At 66.3% G+C, this 24,361-nt stretch carries 24 protein-coding genes; 6 read left to right on the top strand and 18 right to left on the bottom strand.

What is annotated here, in order from left to right; all coding sequences use genetic code 11:
- The first annotated feature begins 55 nt into the window (after positions 1-55).
- Together IRZ56_RS02975 and IRZ56_RS02970 are read left to right on the top strand one after the other, a co-directional pair.
- Entirely contained in the window at positions 56-856 is an 801-nt protein-coding gene (locus IRZ56_RS02975; protein WP_196143546.1) for an SDR family oxidoreductase, read from the top strand.
- Between the two features lie 71 nt (positions 857-927).
- Positions 928-1,992 carry a hypothetical protein gene (locus IRZ56_RS02970; RefSeq protein ID WP_196143545.1) on the top strand — a complete coding sequence of 355 codons (1,065 nt, stop codon included), beginning with the start codon at positions 928-930 and terminating at the stop codon, positions 1,990-1,992.
- 75 nt (positions 1,993-2,067) lie between these two features.
- On the opposite strand, the gene IRZ56_RS02965 is transcribed toward IRZ56_RS02970, so the two are convergent.
- From IRZ56_RS02965 to IRZ56_RS02880, 18 genes are all read right to left on the bottom strand, one after another.
- A complete protein-coding gene (locus tag IRZ56_RS02965; protein WP_230390322.1) occupies positions 2,068-2,454 on the bottom strand; it encodes a steroid Delta-isomerase in 387 nt (128 codons plus the stop codon).
- A gap of 1 nt (position 2,455) precedes the next feature.
- A complete protein-coding gene (locus IRZ56_RS02960; RefSeq protein ID WP_196143544.1) occupies positions 2,456-3,658 on the bottom strand; it encodes an acetyl-CoA C-acyltransferase in 1,203 nt (400 codons plus the stop codon).
- 19 nt (positions 3,659-3,677) lie between these two features.
- Positions 3,678-4,136 (bottom strand): MaoC family dehydratase, encoded by a 459-nt coding sequence (locus IRZ56_RS02955; protein WP_196143543.1) that lies wholly within the window; start codon positions 4,134-4,136, stop codon positions 3,678-3,680.
- Between the two features lie 2 nt (positions 4,137-4,138).
- Positions 4,139-4,921 (bottom strand): SDR family oxidoreductase, encoded by a 783-nt coding sequence (locus IRZ56_RS02950; protein ID WP_196143542.1) that lies wholly within the window; start codon positions 4,919-4,921, stop codon positions 4,139-4,141.
- A gap of 15 nt (positions 4,922-4,936) precedes the next feature.
- Complete coding sequence (locus tag IRZ56_RS02945; RefSeq protein WP_196143541.1) at positions 4,937-6,127, bottom strand: acyl-CoA dehydrogenase family protein; 1,191 nt, start codon at positions 6,125-6,127, stop codon at positions 4,937-4,939.
- Complete coding sequence (locus tag IRZ56_RS02940; RefSeq protein ID WP_196143540.1) at positions 6,124-7,296, bottom strand: acyl-CoA dehydrogenase family protein; 1,173 nt, start codon at positions 7,294-7,296, stop codon at positions 6,124-6,126. Before IRZ56_RS02940 ends, IRZ56_RS02945 begins: the two co-directional genes overlap by 4 nt.
- 267 nt (positions 7,297-7,563) lie before the next feature.
- Positions 7,564-8,439, bottom strand: coding sequence for an SDR family oxidoreductase (locus tag IRZ56_RS02935; protein ID WP_196143539.1), 876 nt, complete (start codon positions 8,437-8,439; stop codon positions 7,564-7,566).
- A gap of 16 nt (positions 8,440-8,455) precedes the next feature.
- Positions 8,456-9,604 carry an acetyl-CoA C-acetyltransferase gene (locus IRZ56_RS02930; protein ID WP_196143538.1) on the bottom strand — a complete coding sequence of 383 codons (1,149 nt, stop codon included), beginning with the start codon at positions 9,602-9,604 and terminating at the stop codon, positions 8,456-8,458.
- A 139-nt stretch (positions 9,605-9,743) separates the two neighbouring features.
- Positions 9,744-10,799 (bottom strand): acyl-CoA dehydrogenase family protein, encoded by a 1,056-nt coding sequence (locus tag IRZ56_RS02925; RefSeq protein ID WP_196143537.1) that lies wholly within the window; start codon positions 10,797-10,799, stop codon positions 9,744-9,746.
- A gap of 10 nt (positions 10,800-10,809) precedes the next feature.
- A complete protein-coding gene (locus IRZ56_RS02920; RefSeq protein WP_196143536.1) occupies positions 10,810-11,976 on the bottom strand; it encodes an acyl-CoA dehydrogenase family protein in 1,167 nt (388 codons plus the stop codon).
- Between the two features lie 11 nt (positions 11,977-11,987).
- Positions 11,988-12,743, bottom strand: coding sequence for an enoyl-CoA hydratase family protein (locus IRZ56_RS02915; RefSeq protein WP_196143535.1), 756 nt, complete (start codon positions 12,741-12,743; stop codon positions 11,988-11,990).
- A gap of 12 nt (positions 12,744-12,755) precedes the next feature.
- A complete protein-coding gene (locus tag IRZ56_RS02910; RefSeq protein WP_196143534.1) occupies positions 12,756-13,823 on the bottom strand; it encodes an NAD(P)H-dependent flavin oxidoreductase in 1,068 nt (355 codons plus the stop codon).
- A 2-nt stretch (positions 13,824-13,825) separates the two neighbouring features.
- Positions 13,826-14,698, bottom strand: coding sequence for an enoyl-CoA hydratase (locus tag IRZ56_RS02905; protein ID WP_196143533.1), 873 nt, complete (start codon positions 14,696-14,698; stop codon positions 13,826-13,828).
- Positions 14,699-14,736: 38 nt separating this feature from the next.
- The gene (locus tag IRZ56_RS02900; protein ID WP_196143532.1) at positions 14,737-15,540 is read right to left on the bottom strand and encodes a CoA-transferase subunit beta; all 804 of its coding nucleotides are present in this window, start codon (positions 15,538-15,540) and stop codon (positions 14,737-14,739) included.
- A gap of 12 nt (positions 15,541-15,552) precedes the next feature.
- Complete coding sequence (locus tag IRZ56_RS02895; RefSeq protein WP_196143531.1) at positions 15,553-16,434, bottom strand: CoA transferase subunit A; 882 nt, start codon at positions 16,432-16,434, stop codon at positions 15,553-15,555.
- 11 nt (positions 16,435-16,445) lie between these two features.
- Entirely contained in the window at positions 16,446-17,342 is an 897-nt protein-coding gene (locus IRZ56_RS02890; protein ID WP_196143530.1) for a VOC family protein, read from the bottom strand.
- A gap of 236 nt (positions 17,343-17,578) precedes the next feature.
- A complete protein-coding gene (locus IRZ56_RS02885) occupies positions 17,579-18,703 on the bottom strand; it encodes an LLM class flavin-dependent oxidoreductase (protein WP_196143529.1) in 1,125 nt (374 codons plus the stop codon).
- A 124-nt stretch (positions 18,704-18,827) separates the two neighbouring features.
- The gene (locus tag IRZ56_RS02880) at positions 18,828-20,009 is read right to left on the bottom strand and encodes an acyl-CoA dehydrogenase family protein (RefSeq protein ID WP_196143528.1); all 1,182 of its coding nucleotides are present in this window, start codon (positions 20,007-20,009) and stop codon (positions 18,828-18,830) included.
- Between the two features lie 211 nt (positions 20,010-20,220).
- Here IRZ56_RS02880 and IRZ56_RS02875 point away from each other — a divergent pair, with 211 nt between their 5' ends.
- From IRZ56_RS02875 to IRZ56_RS02860, 4 genes are read left to right on the top strand one after another with little or no spacing between them, the layout of a single operon-like run.
- Positions 20,221-20,739 carry a flavin reductase family protein gene (locus IRZ56_RS02875; protein ID WP_196143527.1) on the top strand — a complete coding sequence of 173 codons (519 nt, stop codon included), beginning with the start codon at positions 20,221-20,223 and terminating at the stop codon, positions 20,737-20,739.
- A 9-nt stretch (positions 20,740-20,748) separates the two neighbouring features.
- The gene (locus IRZ56_RS02870) at positions 20,749-22,428 is read left to right on the top strand and encodes an FAD-binding protein (RefSeq protein WP_196143526.1); all 1,680 of its coding nucleotides are present in this window, start codon (positions 20,749-20,751) and stop codon (positions 22,426-22,428) included.
- A complete protein-coding gene (locus IRZ56_RS02865) occupies positions 22,416-23,171 on the top strand; it encodes a glucose 1-dehydrogenase (RefSeq protein WP_196143525.1) in 756 nt (251 codons plus the stop codon). Before IRZ56_RS02870 ends, IRZ56_RS02865 begins: the two co-directional genes overlap by 13 nt.
- Position 23,172: 1 nt before the next feature.
- The gene (locus tag IRZ56_RS02860; RefSeq protein ID WP_196143524.1) at positions 23,173-24,258 is read left to right on the top strand and encodes a ferredoxin--NADP reductase; all 1,086 of its coding nucleotides are present in this window, start codon (positions 23,173-23,175) and stop codon (positions 24,256-24,258) included.
- Positions 24,259-24,361 lie beyond the last annotated feature (103 nt).

Below are 24,361 nucleotides of genomic sequence, written 5' to 3'. Positions count from 1 at the left end.
ACGGCAGCGGGCGCCTAGCATCGAGGGATTCTCCTGACGAACGAAAGGCATCCCCATGCAAGACCCATTGGATTTTCGCGGCAAGGTCGTCCTGGTCACCGGCGGTGCCAAGGGCGTGGGCCGTGGCATTACCCGGCGTTTTCTGGACAGTGGCGCGCAGGTGATCATCTGTGGCCGCCAGGCACCGGAGCGCCTGCCCAGCGGAGGCGGTCGCCAGGCCGTGTTCATGCAGTGCGACGTGCGTGACCTGGAGCAGTTGGAGCAACTGATAGGCGGCATCTTGAAGTACTTCGGCCGCCTCGATGTGCTGGTCAACAATGCCGGTGGCGCACCGTTCGCCGAAGCCGCCAGCGCCTCGCCGCGCTTCAGCGAATCGATCGTGCGGCTGAATCTGCTGGCGCCGCTCAACCTGTGTCAGTTGGCCAACCGGGTGATGCAGAAACAGGCCGAGGGCGGCAGCATCATCAACATCTGCAGCGTCAGCGCCACCCGCCCCTCCCCCGGCACCGCCGCCTATGGCGCGGCCAAGGCCGGCCTGCTCAACCTGACCCGCTCGCTGGCCGTGGAATGGGCGCCCAAGGTGCGAGTCAATGCGGTCACCGCCGGGCTGATCCTCACCGAACAGGCCCAACTGCATTATGGCGATGCCGAGCAACTGGCCGAGGTCGCTGCCACCATCCCCCTGGGCCGCCTGGCCGAGCCGGACGATATCGGCGACACCTGCCTGTACCTCGCATCCCCCCTGGCCCGCTACGTCAGTGGTGCCGACCTGGCGGTGCACGGTGGCGGCGAACGACCAGCCTTTCTCGACGCGGCAAGAGAACAACAGGGTACCCGCAACCCGGAGAACCTATAAGAAAACCGAGTTATCCGCGATTGGGAAAGACCGCACAGTCAAGGCTCCGCAAGACCACTCAAGGACATGCCATGACTGTTGAAACCCCAGCCGCACACACTGCGCCTGACATTGCCTATTTCCAGATCTTTCGTGTTTATCACACCCCCACGAAGTTGGGCGCCACGCATTCACTTTTCAATAATGCACGCCAACGGATCCCACTGACCATCGAAGTGCTCGCCCGAGATCACCTGGGCCGAAAAGTCCCGTTGAGTACCGACGACCTTGCGTCCATGCGCCTGGTAGAGGTGGACTCAAGCGGTAATCCTGTCGGCACACCGGTTCCTCACGATGTGCCGTACCAGGCGCTGTCTGGTTGGAGCACCTACCATAATGCCGGCGAGTATGTTTATGACGAAAGTGTCATCGACCAAACCGCTCCTTTCGTCCACGAAGAAAACAGCGTCGTCAGTAAGGCTACAACGGCCAGCGACACGATTCGAATCTGGGTCGCCACCAATGACGCGCAAACCAGAACCTTCGCGGTCCTGTTCAGCGACACGCTTTCCACACACCACGAATCCTTGCCAGGACGGATACGCTTACGACCAAGAACCCTCTCGAAATACCAGGTCTCCTTCGAAATCGATGAGCAGCTGGTGTATCAATCAGGTAGCGGCAATAACTGGAGCCGCGCCTATAACAACTATATCCGTGCCAGCTACCGAGGCCAAAAACTGGCGCTGAAATACATATACATGCCAGGGATCTGGTGGGACAGAGGAGATGAATGGAGTACCGAACTCTCCTTTTGCGTAGCAGGCCATGCCGGTGAAAGCATGATCAATAAATACAAGTTCAGGCTGCCTGATACCCTGACGACTGCGAACTCGCCTTGGGACAGCTGGCCGACCTTGGACTGGCTCATGCCTGCGGATGCAATACCCCAACCTCGCCCAGATGAAGTGGTCGTTCTCATGCGGCTGATTCCTTCCCACCTGGTATTTTTCCAGGGCGATCAACGGGCCGAGGATACATTGTCATTCGACGGTGATATCACCGACATTCATGGCAATGTCCACCCCATCAGGTTCCGCTATCATGGCAAGTACGATTCGCAACCGCGGCGAGCCTTGAAGATCATAAAACTGTAAACCAGCCCGCCGCACCGGCCATCCCCATTGGCCGGTGCCAGCGGACAAACATCACCGATGCGATACCTGGCGCAGTCAATACTGCACTAGGTTCGCCTCGCTCCAGTATGCCTTCATGCTACTGATGAGCCCGCGCCCATCGAATGTCATCACATCGATCACATCCAATGAGCAGTCCCGCCCGTCCCACTGCATATCGACACGAAACGGCATGGCGCCGCAGCCGTTGTGGGTGGCCCGTACAGGGCCAGTGAGGCGCGCGGATACCTTCATGTGCCCCAAACCCTGGCGGTAGAACTCGGCGATCCGGTCAAGGCCCTGCAACGGCGCCTGGCCGACCGGGTCTTCGACGACGGCGTCCTCGGCATACAGCCGCAGGATGCCATCGATATCCCCGGCATCCACCAGTTCGACATAGCGCTGCATGATGGCTTGCACCTGCTGTGGCGTAGGCAACCCCATATCAGGCCACCTCGAACAGCGCTGCGGCGCCCATGCCGCCACCGATGCACATGCTCACCACCACATGACGCACGCCCCGGCGCTTGCCCTCGATCAGCGCATGCCCGACCATCCGCGCCCCCGACATGCCAAACGGGTGGCCGATGGCGATGGCGCCGCCGTTGACGTTGAGGCGTTCGTTGTCGATACCCAAGGTGTCGCGGCAGTACAGCACCTGGCAGGCGAATGCCTCGTTGAGTTCCCACAGACCGATGTCATCGACCTTCAGGCCATGGCGCTTGAGCAGCTTTGGGATCGCATACACTGGCCCGATGCCCATCTCGTCGGCATTGCAGCCGGCCACCGCCAATCCACGGTAGATGCCCAGCGGTTGCAGGCCACGCTGCTCGGCCAGGCGGGCGCTCATCAGCACCGAAGCCGAGGCGCCATCGGACAGTTGCGAGGCGTTGCCGGCGGTGATGAATTGCCCAGCCCCGGTCCACTGGCCGCCCGCCCACACCGGCTCCAGGGCCGCCAGGCTGGCAGCACTGGTATCGGCGCGGTTGCATTCGTCCTGGCGCAGGGTCACGGCTTCATGGCGGCTCTGGCCAGTGGCCTTGTCCACCAGCAACTTGTGCGTGGTCAGTGGCGCCAGTTCCAGGTCGAATAGCCCGGCCTGCTGGGCGCGAGCCGTGCGCACCTGGCTCTGCAGGCTGTAGGCGTCCTGCTCCTGGCGGCTGATGCCATAGCGCTGGGCGACGATCTCGGCGGTCTCGATCATCGGGATATAGGCCGTGGGGTCACGTTCGAGCACCCGCGCGGACTGGTTGCGGTAGGTATTCTTGTGCTTGTTCTGCACCAGCGAGATCGACTCCAGGCCACCGGCCACGGCAATGTCGAGCTCGTTGCAGAGGATGCCCTTGGCGGCGATGGCGATGCTCATCAGGCCCGAGGCGCACTGGCGCTCCACGGCCATGCCGGACACTTGGGCAGGCAAGCCGGCGGCGGTGGCACAGAGGCGCCCGAGGTTGTAGGCCTGGGTGCCCTGCTGGGCGGCGGCGCCGATGATCACATCGTCCACTTCCTCCGGCGCGATGCCAGCGCGGCGCACCGCCTCGGCCACCACATGGCCACCCAGGGTCGGCGCCTCGGTGTCGTTGAAGGCGCCACGGAAGGCCTTGCCGATCGGCGTGCGCGCCGTGGACACGATCACTGCTTCGTTCATGCTCAACTCCTTGGACGGCTTACGCCGGGTAGTAACGGCTGATGGTGTCGACCACACAGCCAGGGCGTTCCTGGCCTTCGATCTCGACGCTGACGCGGATCACTGCCTGCACCCCGCTGCCGACCGCCTCGGTCGACAACAGCATGGCGCTGCCACGCACCCGCGAGCCCACGCGTACCACCGAGGGGAAACGCACGCGTTCGCAGCCGTAGTTGACGCCCATGGCGATGCCGCGCACCTCGATGATCTGCGGCAGGAACAGGTTGACCAGGGCCAGGCTCAGGTAGCCGTGGGCGATGCAGGCCCCGAACGGCCCCTGGGCTGCGCGCTGCGGGTCGACGTGAATCCACTGGTGGTCGCCACTGGCTTCGGCGAACAGGTCGATGCGCGCCTGGTCCACCAACAGCCAGTCGCTGTGACCCAACGCCTGCCCCACCGCCTCGTGCAGCGCCTGGGGCGTCTCGAAGATTCGCGTCATGCTCAGGCCCTCTGGCTGGAAACCGACAGCACTTCGCCGGTCATGTACGAGCTGTAGTCGCTGGCCAGGAACATCATCACATTGGCCACCTCCCAGACTTCGGCAGCGCGGCCGAAGGCCTCGTTGGCGGCCAGCTGGTCGAGCACCGCCTGGGGCGCGGAGCGGGCGAGGAAGTCGTGCATGGCGATGCTCGGGCTCACCGCGTTGATGCGGATGCCATGCTCGGCCGCCTCCACCGCGGCGCAGCGGGTCAGGGCCATGACCCCGGCCTTGGCCGCAGCGTAGTGGGCTTGCTGCTTCTGCGCGCGCCAGCCGAGCACCGAGGCGTTGTTGACGATGACTCCGGCACGGCGTTCGATCATGTGCGGGAGCATGGCGCGGGTCATGCGCATGGTGCCGGTGAGGGTCACGTCGATGACCCGTTGCCATTCTTCGTCGGGCATTTCCACCAGGGCGCGCGAGCCACCCAGGCCGGCATTGTTGATCAGCACGTCGACACCGCCCAGCTCGCGCTCGGCGGCATTGACCAACTCACGCACCTGGGTTTCGTCGGTGACGTTGCACAGTTGCCCATGCACGGCTTGCAGGCCGGTGGCTTCGCGGATACGCGCCACCGCTTCGCCAAGCCGGCCTTCGTGGATGTCGCTGATCATCAGGGCCCGACAGCCCTCCTCGGCCGCACGCAGCGCCGCAGAGAAGCCGATGCCGGAGCCGGCGGCGGCGGTGATCAGCACCGATTTGCCGCGCAGCAGGCCGTGGCCGGAAACATAGTGTGGAACGGACATGCAAAGACTCCTCGATCAGGGGCGTGGCCGCGGCTCCCGGGGCATGCCCAGGGCGCGTTCGGCAATGATGTTGCGCTGGATCTCGTTACTGCCGCCGTACAGGGTGTCGGCGCGGCTGAACAGGTACAGCGACTGCAGGCGGCTCAGCTGGTAGGGGGCGGCCTCGAGCAGCTCGGCCTGCGGGCCGAGCACGTCCATGGCCAGCTTGCCGAGGCTGGCGTGCCAGCTCGACCAGCCCAGCTTGTAGATGGTCGCCTCGCGGCGCAGCGAGCCGTCCTGAGGCCCGGAGAGCATGCGCAGCGAGTTGTAGCGCAGAATGCGCAGACCGCACCACGCCTCGCTCAGGCGTTGGCGCAGGTGTGGGTCGCGGTCGGCGCCGTTGCGCCGGGCGATGGCGATGATTTCGTCGAGCTCGTTCTGGAACTGCATCTGCTGGCCGAGGGTGGACACCCCGCGTTCGAAACCCAGCAGGGCCATGGCGATCTTCCAGCCCTCGCCCGGCTGGCCGACGATGTTGCCAGCGTCGGTTCGCGCATCGTCGAAGAACACCTCGTTGAACTCCGAGGTGCCGGTCATCTGCTCGATCGGCCGCACGCTGATACCCGGTTGGTCCATCGGCACCAGCAGGAACGACAGGCCATGATGACCAACGCTGCCCGGCTCGGTGCGGGCCAGCACGAAGCACCAGTCCGACTCGTGGGCCAGCGAGGTCCACACCTTTTGCCCATTGATCAGCCAGTCGCCGTTGGCGTCCTGGGCGGCGCGGGTCTTCACCGCAGCCAGGTCAGAGCCTGCGCCCGGCTCGGAATAGCCCTGGCACCAGAACGTGGTGCCCTGGACGATGCCCGGTAGGAAGCGTTGCTTTTGCTCGTCACTGCCGAAGGCGGCGATGGTCGGCCCTGCCAGGCCTTCGCCGATATGCCCCATGCGGCCAGGGCCGCCGGCACGGGCGTACTCTTCGTGGAAGATCACCTGCTGGCTGATCGAAAGCCCTCGCCCGCCATGCTCCGGCGCCCAGCCCACGCAGGTCCAACCGCCTGCGGCGAGCTTGCGCTCCCAGGCCTTGCGTTCCTCGGGAAACATGTGTTCATCGCCCGGGCCGCCACGAAAACGCAGGGCCTCGAACTCGCCTTGCAGGTTGGCGGCCATCCAGTCGGCGATCTCCTGGCGGAAACGCTCGTCCTGCTCACTGAAACGGATCTTCATGGCTGCTCCCCGATAATCACGTTGGCGATCTGCTGCAGATGCCAGGCCGGTGCGCCGAGGTAGCTCTCGCTGGCCCGGGCACGCTTGAAATACAGATGCGGGTCGTATTCCCAGGTGAAGCCCACGCCGCCGTGCAGCTGGATCGCCTCCGCGGCGCAGTGGAAGTACGCCTGGGAGCACTGCGACTTGGCCAGGGCGGCGGCCAGCGGCAGTTCGGCGGCCACCTGTGCATCACCTGCCGGGTCCAGCGCTTCCTGGGCGACGCAAGCGGCGTAATAGCTCGCCGAGCGCGCGCACTCGACCTGCAACATCATGTCGGCGGCGCGGTGCTTGAGGGCCTGGAAGCTGGCCAAGGGGCGGCCGAACTGCTGGCGCTCCTGCAGGTAGGCCACGCTCAAATCCAGCGCCTGCTGGGCCCCGCCCACCTGCTCTGCAGCCAAGCCCACGCAGGCCAGGCGCAGCACGTTCTGCAACTGCGGCCAGGCCTGGCCGGCCTCGCCGAGCACCGCATCCGCAGCCACGTACAGGCGCGTGAAACACATACGGCCCAGGCGCCGGGTCTGGTCCATGGTCGGCTGCCACTGGCGGGCCAGGCCCGCCTGCCCGGCCTCGACCAGGAACAGGCCGATGCCGTGTTCGCCCGTGCTGCCAGCCAGCCGCGCCGCGACCACCAGCAGGTCGGCGCTGTGGCCGTCGATCACTTGCGCGTATTCGCCGTCGAGCACATAGCCATCGCCCTCGGGCGTGGCCGTGACGCCGATGCCTTGGAAGGTCCAGGCACCGCCGTCGCCAAAGGCCAGGGTGCCACGCACGCGGCCCTCTGCAATGGCGGGCAGCCAGCGCTGTTTCTGCGCTTCGCTACCGGCTAGCAGCAGTGCCGGCGTGGCCAGGCAGGCCGTGGCGAAGAAGGGCGAGCACAGCAGACGCCGCCCCATCTGCTCGAGCAGGATGGCCAGCTCGACGAAGCCCAGGCCCAAGCCGCCATAGGCTTCGGGAATATGGATGGCAGGCCAGTACATTTCGCTGCACAGGCGTTGCCAGAGGTCGGTGTCGTAACCGTTTTCGCTGACCATCGCTGCCCGCACGGCGGCACAGTCGGAAACATCGGCGAGGAAGCCCTCGGCCGATGCGCGAATCATTTCCTGCTCGTCGCTGAATGCAAAGTCCATCGCGGCGTCTTCTACTCGTCTGGCCCGGATGGCTTGAGTGTGGCCAGATGCCGGGCCGGGGGAATCGGCCAAGTGGACTAGGCTTCTGGGGCCCTTTCGCGACACAAGGCCGCTTCTACAGGGCCCGCGCTGTTTTTTACGCGCGACCTTGTGCCGCGAAAGGGCTGCGGAGCAGCCCTCATCGATCTCTGCCCGGTCTCCAGACGAAAAAAAACCGCACCACCCTGGCATGTGGTGCGGTCCCGCCCATGTGGCGAAACAGTTGAATCAGCTGCCGTAGACTTTCTGCGCCGGCACAGCGCGCTCGAGCAGTTCACCCACCGCCGCACCGACCTCGGCCACGGCCCAACGCCCCTGGTTGTCGACCAGCGGCCCGCGCCGCCAGCCGTCGGCGATGGACAGCTTGCCGCCCTCGACCTCGAACATTTGCCCGGTCACGCCAGCCGACTCCCTCGAGCCCAGCCACACCACCACCGGCGCGACGTTCTCCGGGGCGAAGTAGTCAAAGCCCTGCTCGGGCTTTTTCATCGCTTCACCGAACACGCCCTCGGTCATGCCGGTGCGGGCCGCCGGGGCCAAAGCGTTGACGGTGATGCCGTAGCGCGCAAGCTCGGCCGCCTGGACCAGGGTCAGCGAGGCGATCCCCCCCTTGGCCGCGGCGTAGTTGGACTGCCCGATCGAGCCTTGCAGGCCTGCCCCGGAGCTGGTGTTGATGATGCGCGCATCGACTTTCACGCCGTTCTTGGCCTGCTCGCGCCAATGGCGCACGGCGTGGCTGGAGAGGCAGAAGTGGCCTTTGAGGTGCACCGCCACCACCGCGTCCCAGTCCGCCTCGGTGAGGCTGGCGAACATGCGGTCGCGACAGATGCCGGCGTTGTTCACTACCACGTCGAGGCCGCCGAAGGCTTCCAGCGCCGCCGCGACGATGCGCCCGGCATCTTCGTAACAGGTGATGTCATTGCTGTTGGCGATGGCCTGGCCATCCTGCTCGCGGATCTGCGCGACCACCGCTTCGGCGGCGTCACGGTTGATGTCATTGACCACCACCTTGGCGCCCTCGGCGGCGAAGGCCAGGGCGTAGGCACGGCCCAGGCCGCCGCCGGCGCCAGTGATGACCACGACTCGGTTGTTGCAACTGCTCATGGGTATTCTCCTGCGCTTACAGGCGCTCGATGATGGTCACGTTGGCCTGGCCGCCGCCTTCGCACATGGTCTGCAGGCCATAGCGGCCGCCACTGCGCTCCAGTTCATGGAGCAGGCTGCACATCAGCCGGGTACCGGTGGCGCCCAGCGGGTGGCCCAAGGCAATGGCCCCACCATTGACGTTGGTTTGGGCATGGGGATAGCCGGTCTCGTCGATCCAGGCCATGGCTACCGAGGCGAAGGCCTCGTTGATCTCCACCCGGTCGATGTCTTCCAGGCGCATGCCGGCACGCTTGAGGGCATAGGCGGTGGCCGGAATGGGCGCGGTGAGCATCCACACCGGGTCGTCGGCACGCACGCTCATGTGGTGGATGCGTGCCCGGGGCGTGAGGTTGTAGCGCTTGAGCGCGGCCTCGGAGACGATCAGCACGGCACTGGCGGCGTCGCAGGTCTGGCTCGACACCCCGGCAGTGACCCGGTCGCAGCCGAACAGGCTTTCCAGCTCGGCCATTTTCTCCAGGCTGGTGTGACGTGGGGTTTCGTCGTGCTCGACGCCGGCCAAGGGTACGATTTCGCGTTTGAAATACCCTTGCTCAATGGCGCGCAAGGCCCGCCGATGCGATTCCAGCGAGTAGGCTTCGAGCGCCTGGCGGCTGAGCTGCCAGCGCTCGGCGATCATCTGCGCGGCGCGGAACTGGGTCGGAGGCGTCGCGCCGTAACGCCGCACCCAGCCCTCGGAGCCGGTGAACGGGTCGCCGAAACCCAGGGGTTCGGCAGCCGTCATGGCCGACGAGATGGGGATCTGGGTCATGGTCTGCACGCCACCGGCGACCACCACGTCCTGGGTGCCGCTCATCACCGCCTGAGCGGCGAAATGCACCGCCTGCTGCGAAGAACCGCACTGGCGGTCGATGGTGGTGCCCGGCACCGCCTGGCTGAGCCCGGCGGCCAGCCAGGCGGTACGGGCGATGTCGCCGGCCAGCGGGCCGATGGTGTCGACGCAGCCGAAGATCACGTCGTCGTAGTCGTTGTCGGGGATCGGGTTGCGCTCGACCAGGGCGCGTAGCACATGGCCGCCCAGGTCCGCTGCATGAATGTGCGCCAGGCCGCCCTTGCGCCGCCCGGTGGGCGTGCGCAGGGCATCGACGATATAAGCTTCGGGCATGTTCTACCTCACAAGACAAAAACGGTTGGTTGCGCCATCGGTGAATGGCACCGGCTGCGCCGGTGATCGCGGGGCAAGCCCGCTCCCACAGAGGGGCCAGGGATCAAGGGCAAGGCCCTTGCCATCCATCGCCGAAGCATCAGAAGGTGGTGCCGGCGCCAATGGCCAACTCGCGGTCGAACAGCGCCTCGCGGATTCGCGCCTTGTGCAGGGCGTGGTCGCCCCAGGCCTTGTCCAGCGCCCAGGCGCGCTTCATGAACAGCTGCAGGTCGACTTCCCAGGTGTAGCCCATCGCACCGTGGGTCTGAATGGCGTTGCGCGCAGCCAGCAGCGCAGCCTCCGAGGCGGCCAACCGAGCATGGGACACGGCCAGCGCCTGCTCTGCCTCACCGTGGGCCACCGCATGGGCGGCGCGGTACAGCGGGCCCTTGGCGAACTCGATGCGCACCGCGACGTTGGCCATCAGGTGCTTGACCGCCTGGAACGAGCCGATCGGCTTGCCGAACTGCTTGCGCTCGAAGCTGTAGTCCACCGCCAGGTCCACCATGCGCTTGGCCAGGCCCAGCAACTGCGCCGCACAGCCCAGCGCGCCGCGCTCGAAGGCCCGCGCCAGCAGTCGCGCCGCCTCCTCGCCACGGGCCACGCAGGTGGCCGCACCCGGCGTCCAGCGCACCTGGAACAGCTGACGGCTGGGGTCGACCGATGGGTTGCGCACCAGCTCGACGTCCTCGCGCGGCACCGCGTGCAACTCATCGCCGTGGCTGAGCAGCAGCAGGTCGGCGACGTGGGCATCGCTGACCAGCGGGTTGCCCGGCTCGCACACCGCCAGGCGCGCCTGCCCTTCGGCCACGCGCCCCAGCCAGTCGTGCTTGAGCCCCTCATGGGCCTCGCCCAGTTCGGCCAGCAGCGGCACCGCCACCAGCATGGTTTCCACCAGCGGCTCTGGCAGCCCGGCGTAACCGCATTCCTGGGCCAGCAGGACGAAGTCCAGGGCCCCCAGGCCCATGCCGCCATACTGCTCCGGCACGGTCAGGCCGGTCAGGCCCAGCTCCACCAGCTGCGCCCAGAGCTGGTCGCAGCGGCCGCTGTCGGTCAGCCACAACTCGCGGATGCGTTCAGGGGTCACTTCGTTGATCAAGAAACTGCGTACGTTGTCCTGGAAGAGCAACTGGTCGCTGTTGAAACTGAAGTCCATGGTCTCTCCCTCAGGCACGCGGCATGCCGAGCATGCGTTCGGCGATGATGTTGCGCTGGATCTCGTTGGTGCCGGCATAGATCGGCCCGGCCTGGGCGAACAGGAAGCCGTCCAGCCAGTGGCCGACATCGCCTGCGGCCGGTGCCTCGGGCAGCAGCTCACCGCGCAAGCCAAGGATGCTCATGGCAGTTTCGTGCATGCGCAGGTCAAGTTCGGACCAGAAGATCTTGTTGGTCGAGGATTCAGGCCCGATACGCCCGCCCTTGACCAGCTGCGAGGCAGTCATGTAGGTCTGCTGGGTGTAGGCCTCGGCGTCCAACCAGGCGCGCATCACCGCTTCGCCGATGGCAGGGTCGCGGTCGGCGCTCTCGCGGTTGGCCTGGTACAACTGCACCAAGCGCCGAGCGGTCTCCTGGAAGCGCGCCGGCGAGCGCAGCATCAGGCCGCGTTCGAAGCCAGCCGTGGACATCGCCACGTGCCAGCCCATGCCCTCGCCGCCCAACACGTTCTCCATCGGCACGCGCACATCGTCGAAGAAGATCTCGGCGAAGCCCGGCAAGCCGTTGAGCTGAGGGATCGGCCGCACGGTGATGCCGGGGCTGTCGAGTGGCACCAGGATGAAGGTCAGGCCATGGTGGCGCTGGGAACCGGGGTCGGTGCGGAAGATGCCGAACACCCAGTCGGCCCAGACCGCGCGTGTAGACCAGGTCTTCTGGCCGTTGATCACGTAATGGTCGCCGTCACGCTCGGCCCGCGAGCGGATCGCCGCCATGTCGGAGCCGGCGCCCGGCTCGGACCAACCTTGGGCCCAGATGTCCTGCCCGGTGGCCATGCGAGGCAGGAAGCGCGCTTTCTGCTCCTCGGTACCGTACTCCATGAGGGTGGGCCCGAGCAGGAAGATACCGTTCTGGTTGACCCGCGCCGGGGCGTTGGCGCGGTAGTACTCTTCCTCGAAGATCAGCCACTCGATCAAGTCGCAACCGCGCCCACCCAGGCGGGTCGGCCAGGTGACCATGCCCCAGCGCCCTTCGTTCAGGCGCGCTTCCCAGGCGCGGTGGGCGGCAAAGCCCTCCTCGGTGTCGAACGAGGGCAATGGCTGGGCCGGGACGTTGGCCTGCAGCCAGGCCCGCACCTCGGCGCGGAAGGCCTGCTGGGCCGGTGTGTAGGTAAGGTCCATGTTCGCTGCCCTCAACCGTTGAAGTTGGCGTTGCGCTTCTCGACGAACGAGTCGCGAGCTTCCTGGGAGTCCTGGGTGCGGTAGGCTTCTAGGGTGAAGCCCTGCTCCCAGCGGTATTTGTCTTCCAGATCGCCGTCCTCGATGCCGTTGAGCGCTTCCTTGGCCAGGCGGATCATCGCCGAGCTCTTGGCGGCGATGGATGCAGCGATGCCAAGCGCCGCCTCGCGCAGTTGCTCGCGTGGCACCACACGCTCGACTGCGCCCAGGCGGAAGGCCTCGGCGGCGTCGATCATCTCGCCAGAGAAGTACATGTGACGCACCTTCTGCACCGGGAACAGGCGCTGCAGGTGAGCGCCGCCGCCCATGGCGCCACGGTCCACCTCAGGCACGCCGAAGCGGGCGCATTCGGCAGCGACGACGATATCGGCGGCGCCGCAGATACCGATGCCGCCGCCCAGGACGAAGCCATGCACGGCGACGATCACCGGCACCGGGTTGCGGTGCACGGCCTTGAAGGTGTCGTAGTTGCCCTTGTTGACCGCGACGATCAGGTTGCCGTCGGCGGCCAGTTCCTTGATGTCGACCCCGGCGCAGAAGCCACGGCCTTCGGCACGGATGACGATGACCCGCACCTGCTCGTCTTCGCCCAGCGCTCGGAGCGTACTGGCGATGTCGGCCCAGCCCCGGCTGTTGAAGGCATTGACCGGGGGATGGTCGAAGACCATCTCGGCGATGCCGTTGTCAATGCTGACACTGAATGGTTGCATTCGGATTCCCCCTTACGAAATTCGGCGGCACAGTGCGCCCAAGCGCTGCTCGGCGTCCTGGACGATCTGCGCGATCAGTTCGGCGCAGCCCGGCAGGCTGTCGATGCCTGCTGCCACCTGCCCGGCCGGCAGCACGCCTTCGGCGGGGCGGCCTTCGACCATGGCCTTCTGGATGACCATCGGCGCGTTGGCGGCCATCAGGCTCTGGGCGGCGCTGAGCCCGCCGTCGCGGCGCATCTTCAGGGCGCTGCCGAGCAATTGGCCCAGGCCAAGGCCTGTGTGGCGGCGGTAGGCCAGGCCGCTGCGCACAGCCAGCAACCAGCGGCGCAGGCCGCTGCCGGACTCGAGCTCATCGAGCAGCTCGTTGCGGATCATGCGTTGCGGCAAACCGTCGATGGCCCGGCTGACGATCACCGCCGCCGGGTCCTTGACCGCCAGGTAGCGCGCCAGGGTGGCCCGGGGCACCGGGCTGTCGGCGGTCATCAGAAAGCGCGTGCCCATGGCGATGCCATCGGCGCCCTGGGCCAAGGCCGATACCAGTCCGCGACCATCCTTGAAACCACCGGCAGCCACCACCGGCACCTCCACCGCATCGAGCACCTGGCCCAGCAGCATGGCGGTGGGCACGGCGCCGGTGTGGCCGCCGCCCTCGCCGCCCTGCACGGTCACCACGTCGGCGCCCATCTGCACGGCCTTCTGCGCATGCTTGAGGGCGCCCACGGTGGGCATGCAGACCACACCGGCATCCTTGAGCCGAGCGATCATCTGCTTGCCCGGCGAGCGGCTGTAGCTGACGGCGCGCACCTGGTGGCGCACCACCAGTTCGACGATCTGTTCGGCGTTGGCCTGGTACATGTGGAAGTTGACCCCGAACGGGCGGTCGGTCAGGCGTTTGGTCTCGAGAATCGCGGCATCCATCTGCTGCGGTTCGATGGTCGCCCCAGCGAGAAAGCCAAAACCGCCGGCATTGCAGGTAGCTGCCACCAGGCGCGGGTCGGCGACCCAGCCCATGGCGGTCTGGACGATCGGGTAGCGGCACCCGAGCAAGGCGGTCAGGCGGGTATCGAGCGATACGGCCATGCTCATGCCCTCCCCGGGTCGCGCTGGGAACTGGCCATGGCCTTGGCGTCGTAGCCGCCCAGGCGGTCGCCCGACACCAACTCGTTGTGGGCATGGGCGAAGTGATGCAGGCCGAACACCATGTCCATGGTCGCGCGCTTACCCATCAGGTCTTCGGCGTTGTTGACCGCCTGCTTGCTCAGTTGCAGGCCCAGGCGCGGCATCTGGGCGACCTGCGCGGCCAGCTCCAGGGTGTGCGCCTCCAGCTGCTCGCGCGGCACCACGCGGTTGAGCATGCCCATCTGATAGGCACGCGCCGCCGGCATCGGCGCGCCGAGGAACAGGAACTCCTTGGCAATGCGTGGGTTGAGCTCATGCACGTGGGCGAAGTACTCCACTCCCGGAATGCCCATGCGCACCACCGGGTCGCGGAAGTAGGCATCGTCGCTGGCCACGATCAGGTCGCACACCCAGGCCAGCATCAGCCCGCCGGCAATGCAGGCGCCCTGGACCATGGCGATGGTCGGCTTGGGGATATCCCGCCAGCGCCGGCACATGCCCAGGTACACCTCCTGCTCGCGAGCGTAGAGGAACTCGCCGCCCGGCTTGCCGACATGGTCGTACCACAGGCTCACGCGCTCGAAGCTCTGGTCCACGTCACGCCCCGGCGTACCGATGTCGTGCCCGGCGGAAAAGTGTTTGCCAGCGCCGCGCAGGACGATGACCTTGACCTCGTCATCGGCGCAGGCGCGGGCGAAGGCGGCGTCCAGGGCATAGGTCATCCGCGAGTTCTGGGCGTTGTGGTACTGCGGGCGGTTCATGGTGACCAAGGCCACCGCGCCACGCACTTCGTACAGCACCACCTCATCGGCCTCTTTGTTGTTTTGCTCGCTCATTACTGCACTCCGGCAAGGCGGTTGGCGGGTACGGGCTGTCAGCGCGCCTGGCGCTGGCCCGGAGGGTTGTCCTTGAGCTGGCTGGCGCGCAGGTTGTGCGGGTCCAGCTGCTGGATCAGCTGCAGCTGCGCCTCGGTGGGCGCGGTGGTCACCGGGCAATGCTCGGGTACGTGCAGGGCGAAGCCTGTGTTGTCGCGCACCTCGTCCAGGCTCACGCCCGGGTGCAAGGAACGCACTCGCACCTGGTGCTGCGGCCCGAGGAAGTCGAGTACGCACAGGTCGGTGACGATCAGGCGGATATCGATATCCTCCAGCGACCAGCCGCGGGCCAGCCGCTCGGGGTTGTAGCCCACCGAGGCGACCACGTCGCACTCGCCTTCGACGAACACCCGGCGGTTGTGGCTGGGCACGTAGAACGAGTTGGCATGGCTGATGGAGTTACCCGGCAGGCCACGCACGCCGAGCATCTGCGCCTTGGGCTTGTGGTAGTCGCCGCCGATGCAGGAAATGTTGGCCTGGCCGAAGCGGTCGACCTGGATCGGGCCGATCATGGCGTGGCGCTTGCCGCTCCAGACGTTGTCGAAGATGCGCGAGAAGCCCATCCAGCTGTCACGCTTGGGCTCATAGCCATTGCGTGGGCCGACCGGCACCGGCTCGGCGACCATGTAGGCTTCCGAGTCGGTCATCATCAGCTGCGGGTTGTTGTCGAGCATGCTCAAGGAGGCAGCCAGGCGTGGGATCACGCCGATACCGGTGGCCAGGACTTCGCCGTCGTCGCGCCAGGCCTGGGCGGCGGCGCAGATCATCAGTTCGGCGAGGCTGTAGGAGGTTGCAGGGGTCATGGCGTTCCTCGCTTAGAAAACCGGCAGGGGCAGTCGACGGATGGCCTCAAGGCCCCCGCAACGTTCCAGGTACTGGGAGTGGGAACAGGCCACGTACTGCTCGACATAGGCCTGCCAGCCCTCTTCGCTCTGCGCCGAGGCCACGTAGGCCTTGAAGTGCGGTACGTCGAAGCCGTACAGCGGCGCGCAGGAAGACGGGTGCGCGCCCCCAGGCACGTTGGCCACGGCGGTGGTCAGGTTGCGCTCCCAGAACACCTGGTGGGCCCGGGCCGGGTCGGCATGGAACCACGCGCTGTCGACCAGCTCGTCGCAGGTGACGAAGGTGCGTGCCGCAGCGCGCACGAACAGGTCGTCCATGTAATGGTCGGGGCCGGCGATCTGGCAGATGCCGCGTGCATCGGCGCGGTCGACGTGCACCAGGGCAGCATCGAGCTTGAGCGCAGGCATCGCGACCCAGTCGCGGCCATCGGCGTAGGGCGAGGCGATCAGCTTGATCTCGGGGTTGTGGCGCAGCACGTCGGTGCCCAGGCCTACCGCTGTGGGGATGAACGGCACGTTCATGGCGGCGGCACGCAGGCCCAGCAGCAGCATGCCTTCATCGATCTCCATCACCTCGATGGCGCCTTCCTGGCGCGCCTTGCGAAAGTATGGCTCGAGGGGGATGAAGTCGAGGGAGACGAAAGCGAAGATCAGTTTCTTCACCTTGCCAGCGGCGCACAGCAGGCCGACGTCGGCGCCGCCGTAGGCGACGACGGTCAGGTCCTTGAGGTCCGAGCGCAGGATCTCGCGTACCAGCGCCATGGGCTTGCGACGTGGGCCCCAGCCACCGATACCGATGGTCATGCCATCGCGCAGCTGGGCGACCATCTGGGCCGTGGTCATCTGTTTATCCATGGGTGCTGTCCTCATTGGCGGCCGACACTGAAGTCATGGCCCCACTGGCTGACCACCGTGCTTTCGAACGGGGTGTGGCGGCTCCAGTCCACCACCAGGCCGTCGCAGCCGTACTCCAGGTCGAACCCGGAGGGGGTCTTCATGTAGAAGGAAATCATCTGGTCGTTGGTGTGCTGACCCAGGGTGGCCGAGAGCTTCACGCCGTTGGCGTGCATGCGGTCCAGGGCGCGGCCGACTTCGTCCAGGCCATCGACCTCGACCATCATGTGCACGCAGCCGCTAGGCACCGGGCATTCGAAGATCGCCAGGGAGTGGTGGCGGCCATTGTTGCAGTGCATGAAGTGGATACGCTTTTCCGGCTCGGCCGGGTCGGGGGTGAAGCGGATCTTCATGAGGTCCGACAGGCCGAAGCCCATCACCTGTTCGTAGAAGTCGCGGCAGCGTTCGAAAGTCGGTGCCGGCAGCACCACATGGCCCATGCCCAGGGCATCGCTGACGAAACCGCGCACGCCCACTGGCGAGACGAAGCGGGCGAAGTCCTGGCGTGGGCCCCAGTACAGCTCGTGGCGGTTGCCGTCGGGGTCGGCGAACAGGGCCAGCGCCTGGACCTGGCGCAGCGCTGCCTGCTCGGCACTGCCCTGCTCCACGGCCACACCGGCGGCGTGCAGTTCGGCCACGGCCTGGTCGAAGGCGGCCTGGCCGGCCACTTCCCAGCCGCAGGCGCCAAAACCGTCTTGGGCGCTGTGCTGTACCAGGATGCGGTATGGGCGTTCGTCCATCTTCAGGAACAGGCGCTCGCCGCTTTCGTCCTCGATCACCATCATGCCCAGCACTTGGCTTGCGTAGTGGCGCCATTGCGCGAGGTCGGTGGAACGCACGGTGACGTAACCCAAGCCACGGATATCCATGCACGATCTCCTCATGTTGTTCTTGTCACGAGCCGCTGGGGCTCTTGGATGGTCGTATTCAAGCCAGTTGGCGGTGGAGCGTCATCGTCCAATAGGACTACCGACGGAGGGGCTGCTGCGCAGCCCAATCGCGGGACAAGCCCGCACACACAGGTTCCGTGCAAGCCATTGGCGACACCGTACCTGTGGGAGCGGGCTTGTCCCGCGATTGGGGCGCAAAGCGCCCCCTGGTGGATTTACTGCTTGTTGCGGAAATGCGGAATGACTTTCTCGCCGATGTTGCGCAAGGTTTCCAATTGAGCCCACTGCGGCACGGTCCCCATCTGGCAAATGAACAGGATTTCGTCGGCGCCGGCATCGATCAGCCGTTGTACGTAGCCGATGCAGTCCTCGACGGTACCGTAGGCGTGGTTGGGGTTCATCATCGCCATGGTCGGGTCAGAGAAGTCGACCTGCACTTCCTCGGAGGCGAAGCGCGATTTGATCACCGCCTGGCCGTTGCCATCGACGTAGGTGTCGTCTTTCCACTTCTCCGGGTCCGGGCGCTCGCCACCGCCGTACCAGTAACCCAATGACTCCATGAAGTAACGCTGGCCACGAATGCCGATGCGGCGCGCGGTCTCGTTGTCGTCCAGCACGATGGCCGGGCACAGTGCGGCGATGTGGCGGTTCGGACGGAAGCCCACCTGGTTGCGTGCCTCGCGGTTGTCGAAGGCCTGGTGGTACACCTCGACCTTCTTGGCGATCTCCTCCGGGCCACCGAAGCCCAGCACCAACGCACCCATGCCACGGCCACCGGCGTTCTTCAACGACTCGGTGTTGGTACAAGCCAGGTACATCGGCGGGTGTGGGTCCTGGTACGGCTTGGGATGGATCGGCCGCTTAGGGATCTTGACGAAGTCGCCGTGGTGCTCGATCTCGTCCTGCACGAACATCTTCGGAATCAGGTACATGGCCTCGTCGATCTGCGGCTGCAGGGTCGCCAGGTCGTAGCCGAAAGTGCCGGCTTCCTGCTGGGTACCGCCCTTGCCGACGCCGAAGTGCACACGGCCCTTGGACAACAGGTCGAGGGTAGCGATGCGCTCGGCCACCTTGACCGGGTGGTTCATCGCCGGCGGCAGGCACACCACGCCGTGGCCGATGCCGATGCGCTCGGTCTTGCCGGCGACGAAGGCCAGCATGGTCTCCGGCGCGGACATGTGCGAATAGTTGGTCAACGCGGTGTGCTCCACGCACCAGAAGGTGTCGAAGCCCAACTTGTCGGCCAGTACCGCCTGCTCCACGGTGTCATCGAAGATCTTGCGGTCACCCTCGCGGCTGGCATCGATCGTCTGGGCTTCGTAAATCAGCGAGAATTTCATGTGCGTTCCTTGTTGTTCTGTGGACGTTGGCCGGCAGGTGCCGGCCTTGGTCACATCCTCTGGCATCGGCGACGGGCTCGAATCCCTAAAACGGACTAGCCGGTTTCGGTGAGCACGCCATGGCCTAGAGGAAGAAGTCCGTGGTGTCCTGCCCCATGCTCACGCCACCGAGGTTCCAGGCGTACTTGGCCGGGCTGTTGGCCACATGGGCACGGCCGGTATGGATATCGCGGAACGCCCGGTTGATCGGGTGGTCACGGAAGATGGTCGAGGCACCGCTGTTGAACATCAGTTCGGCTACCGCCTTGGCGCAGCGGTCTGCCACCAGCGCCGAGTCGTAGCGCATCTTCACCCGCAGCTGCATGTCCAGCGGCGTGCCGCTGCGGGCGTTGTCGAGCATCAGCTCGAAGTTGCGCAGCAGCACGGTGCGGCATTCGTCGACACAGACCATGGCGTTGGCCAGGGCGCTTTGCGCGGCCGGGTCCTGGAGCATCTTGCGGCCATCGTTGACCGCCACCCGCGCCTTGTTGTGGGCGATGAAGTGGTCCACCGCCCCCTGCAGGGCGCCGATGGCCGAGGACGACACCGCGCGCACGAAGATCTGCCCGAACGGCAGGCGGTACAGCGCCGAGGTGTTGACCGCGTTGCCCGGGCTCTGCTGCATGAAGCCATCGGCGGCGCGGTGAGTGCGGTATTCCGGAACGAAGGCGCCTTCGACCAGCACATCGTGGGAGCCGGTGCCCTCCAGGCCCATCACGTTCCAGTTGTCGATGATCTGATAGTCGGCGCGCGGCACCAGGAAGGTGCGGTAGTCCGGTGCACCGCCCGGCTCGGCCGGCGGCACCATGGCGCCGAGGAAGGCCCACTGGCAATGCTTGCTGCCCGAGGAGAAGCCCCAGCGCCCGCTCAGGCGGAAACCGCCCTCGACCCGCTCGACTTTCCCCACCGGCATGTAGGAAGAGGAGATCAGCACGCTGCTGTCCTGCCCCCATACGTCCTGCGCGGCGCGATCGTCGAACAGCGCCAGCTGCCAGTTGTGGATGGCCACCACACCCAGCACCCAGGCCGAGGACATGCAGCCTTCGGCGAGGATCATCTGCACCTCGAAGAAGTCCTTAGGCTCGAGCTCCAGCCCCTGCCAACGGGCCGGCTGGAGGATGCGGAAGAAGCCCGCCTCGTGGAAGTCGGCGATGGTCTGCTCCGGCAGGCGGCCCATCTGTGCGGCCTGTTCTGCGCGCTCGCGCAGCACGGGCACCAGCTCACGGGCGCGCTGGCGCAACTGTTGACGCATGAGGTCTTGATTCATCTTGTTGTTCTCCTCTGGTCGCCCCGTTCCCCGGGGCGTGCGAGAGAGGCGCCATGCCTCCACCGTAGGCATTGCAACAAGGTGAATCGGGCGCGGCATCCCTCAAACGGACCATGTCGGGTGCGCATTGACTAGTCCCGTTGGACGATGTTGGGGCTTGTCAGCGTTGCAAGAATCCATCGCACTGAAACAGCCAAACCGAGGGCGTGCGATGAACGACAACAATAATTTGAAAGCCGACATGCTCCAGGCCATGCGCCGCCTGGCCAAGTCGGTGACCATCATCAGCACCAGCGACGGCAGCCAGCGTTTCGCCATGGCCGCCACCGCGGTGGACTCGCTGAGCACCGAGCCGCCATCGCTGCTGATCTGCGTCAACCAGAGCGCTTCACCGCACGCGGCGCTGGCCGCCGGCGCAAGCTTCTGCGTGAACATCCTGGGCCTGGAACAGCAGCACCTGGCACACCTGTGCAGCGGCAGCATCAAGGGCGAAGCGCGCTTCGGCCAGGGTCAGTGGCTGACCAGCGACGAAGGCATCCCTTACCTGGCCGATGCCCAGTCGTCGATCCTCTGTCGCCAGGACGGCCAGTTCGCCTACGGCACCCACACCGTCTTCATCGGCCGTATCCTGCGCATTCACACTACCCCGACCATCACCCCGCTGGTGTACCTGGACGGGCACTACACCACCACTGCCAAACCTGTGCCCCTTGCGGCCAGCGTCAGCTGAGGCGCAGTCATGACCTTGCAAGCGGTGCAGGCACCGCTTCGCGTCGACAGTGCCGAGCAATTGCAATGGCAGCAGCGCGCCGACCTGGTGGTGGTGGGCTTCGGCGGGGCCGGGGCCTGCGCCGCCATCGAGGCCGCCAGCCGTGGCCTTTCGGTACTGGCCTTGGAGCGCTTCGCAGGCGGCGGCGCCACGGCCCTGAGCGGCGGCGTGGTGTATGCCGGCGGTGGCACGCCGCAACAGCTGCAGGCCGGTTATACGGACAGCAGCGAGGCGATGTTCGAGTACCTGCGCAAGGAGGTCGGCGATGCAGTGAGCGAACAGGCCCTGCGCACCTTCTGCGATGCCAGCTTGGAGCAGCTGGCTTGGTTGGAGCGCCAGGGTGCGGTGTTCGAAGGCAGCATGGCGCCGCACAAGACTTCCTACCCCAGCGACAGCTACTACCTGTACTACTCAGGCAACGAGGCGGTGCCGGCCTACGCCGTGGATGCCGCTCCGGCCCCTCGTGGCCATCGGACCAAGGGTACCGGCATGTCCGGGTCGGCCCTGTTCCGTGCCTTGGCCGACAGCGCCCGGCGCCGCGGCGTACGCGTGCGTACCCAGTGCGAGGTACGACGCCTGGTGGTCGACCGGGAAGGCCAGGTACTGGGCGTCGAAGCCTGGCAACTGCCCGCAGGCAGCCGCGCCGCGCGCCAACATGCGCGCCTGACGCGCTGGGCAGCGGCGGTGCACATGTACGCCCCAGCGGTTTCCACGCGGCTGCGCGCACGCATGCACCGCATCGAACAACAACACGCCCTGCCCCTGCTGGTGCGTGCCGATCACGGCGTGCTGTTGGCCAGCGGCGGCTTCGTGTTCAACCGCCAATTGCTCGGCGAGCATGCCCCGCGCTACCTCGCCGGCCTGCCCCTGGGCAGCAGCGGCTGCGACGGCAGCGGCATCGAACTGGGCCGCAGCGTAGGCGCCAGCCTGGGGCGTATGGACAAGGTCAGTGCCTGGCGCTTCATCAACCCGCCGATGGCCTGGGCCAAAGGCCTGATCGTCAACTCCCAGGGCGAGCGCTACTGCAATGAAGAGCTGTACGGCGCCACCCTGGGCCATGCCATGGTCGAGGAGCAGGACGGTCGCGCCTTGCTGATTCTCGACCGCAGCTTGCGCAACCAGGCATTGCAGCAGGTCGGGCCGGGCAAGGTGTGGTCGTTCCAGCGCCTGCCAGTGCTGCTCAACCTGCTGTTCAACTGCCGCCGTGGCAACACCCTCGAGCAGCTGGCCCAGCGCTGCCGGCTGCCCGTCGAGGCCTTGCGCCGCAGCATCGACGCCTACAACCGCGCCGCTCGCGGCGATCTCGCCGACCCGCACGGCAAGTCCGCATCCATGCTCCATGACCTGGGCCAAGGCCCCTGGTACTGCCTGGACCTGTCCTACGACAGCCGCCTGTACCCCTGCCCAACCCTGACCCTGGGCGGGCTGCGGGTGTGCGAACAAAGCGGCCAGGTACTCGACCCGCAAGGCCAGACCATCGATGGCCTGTACGCGGCCGGCCGCTGCGCCGTGGGCGTGGCCTCCAACCTCTACGTTTCCGGCCTGTCCCTGGCCGATTGCGTCTTTTCCGGCCGGCGCGCCGCAGCCCATGTGGCTGGCGTGGCCGCCAGCCACCGAGCCCCACAAGGAGAACAACCATGCAACGTGTAGAAGGCAAGGTCTGCCTGGTCACCGGCGCCGCCAGCGGCATCGGCCGCGAAGATGCCCTGCTGCTGGCCCGCGAGGGCGCCCGGGTGGTGCTCACCGACCTGAACGAGGAAGCCGGCCGCCAGGCCGCTGCCGAGATCGGCGAGAACGCGCTGTTCATCCGCCACGACATCGCCAGCGAAAGCGACTGGCAGCGGGTGATCGCCACCACCCTGGAACACTTCGGCCGCCTCGATGTGCTGGTCAACAATGCCGCCATCCTGGCCACCGGCACCATCGAGGACACCAGCCTTGAGCTGTGGCAGAAGGTGCAGAAGATCAACGGCGATGGCTACTTCCTGGGGTGTAAGTACGCCATCGAGGCCATGAAGAAGACCGGCGGCGGCTCGATCATCAACATGTCGTCGGTCGCAGCCCTCGGCGCCATGCCGATGTTCTGCGCCTACTCCGCCTCCAAGGGCGCGGTGGCGGCCATGACCCGCTCCATCGCCCTGCACTGCAAGCAACAGGGCTACCGCATCCGTTGCAACAGCGTGCACCCGGATGGCGTCAACACACCGATGACCCAGGCCCTGGCCGGCGGCCAGCCGATTCCCCAGGAGCTGCTCGACCAAGACCCGATGAACCGCATGTGCGCCCCGCGCGACATTGCCAACGTGGTGCTGTTCCTGGCCAGCGACGAGTCCCGCTTCGTCAATGGCGCAGAACTGCGGGTGGACAATGCGCAACTGATCAGTGGCATCTGACATGAACATCCAGGCTGCTGCAGACCAGGCCCAGGCCAGCGCATCCCCTGCCAGCGACTTGCGCCTGCAGGTGTGCGCGGTGATCGACGAGACCGCCGATGCACGCTCGCTGGTGTTCGACGTGCCCGAGGCGCTGCGTGGGCGCTTCGCCTACAAACCGGGGCAGTTCCTGAGCTTTCGGGTGACGGTGGACGGCAAACGCCTGACCCGCTGCTACTCGATGTCCAGCTCACCCTGGACCGACGCCCGGCCCAAGGTGACCATCAAGCGGGTCGAGGGTGGCCGGGTATCCAACTGGATGAACCAGCACGTGCAGGTCGGCGACTGGCTCGAGGTGCTGCCGCCGGCCGGGCATTTCTGCATCGACCCGCGCCAGGCCGCCGACGCCAGCCGGCCTCTGGTGTTGTTTGGCGGTGGCTCCGGTATCACGCCGGTGTTTTCCCTGCTCAAGGCCGTGTTGCACAGCGGCCAACGCCCGGTGTTGCTGGTATATGCCAACCGCGACGAAGCCTCGGTGATCTTCCGCGACGAGCTGCGCGCCCTTGCAAAGGCGCACCCAGAGCAGTTGCAGGTGGTGCATGTGCTGGACTCGGTGCAGGGCTTCGTCGATGCCGCCCAGGTGCGTCAGCTGGTACGCCATTGGCGCGGCGCGGACTACTTCATTTGCGGGCCGGGGCCGTTCATGGACACCGTGGAGGGAACCCTGCTGGCCTTGGGCGAAGCGCGTGATGCCATCCATGTGGAGCGCTTCGTCTCGCCACCCGACCCGGCCAGCCAAGCGGCCGTGCCGGTACAGGTCGAAGGTGCAGGGTGCGAACTGCTCGTGGTGGAACTCGATGGCGTGACCCACGAGATCGTGCCGCGCCCAGGGGATACCTTGCTGCAAAGCTGCAAGGCGGCCGGGCTGGATGTGCCGTTTTCCTGCGAGGAAGGGTTCTGTGGGGCATGCATGTGCACCGTGGAGGAAGGCCAGGCGCAGCTGGCGCGCAACGATGTGCTCAGCAAGGCGGAGCTCGAGGCCGGGTGGACTTTGGCATGCCAAGGGCACCCGCAAGGGGCGCGGGTGCGATTGAAGTTTCCGGTTTGAGATCGAGCGGGGTTGCGTTGCAGCCCGCGCCTACAGGTACCCCGCTGCCTCAGGGCTTGCAAACATACCTGGAGCGGGCTTGTCCCGCGATTGGGCCCTCGCG

This window comes from Pseudomonas guariconensis (genome assembly GCF_015680235.1).
GTDB lineage: Bacteria > Pseudomonadota > Gammaproteobacteria > Pseudomonadales > Pseudomonadaceae > Aquipseudomonas > Aquipseudomonas guariconensis_A.
Note: the sequence above shows the minus strand (reverse complement) of the source record. Positions and strands in the feature narration are given on the sequence as shown.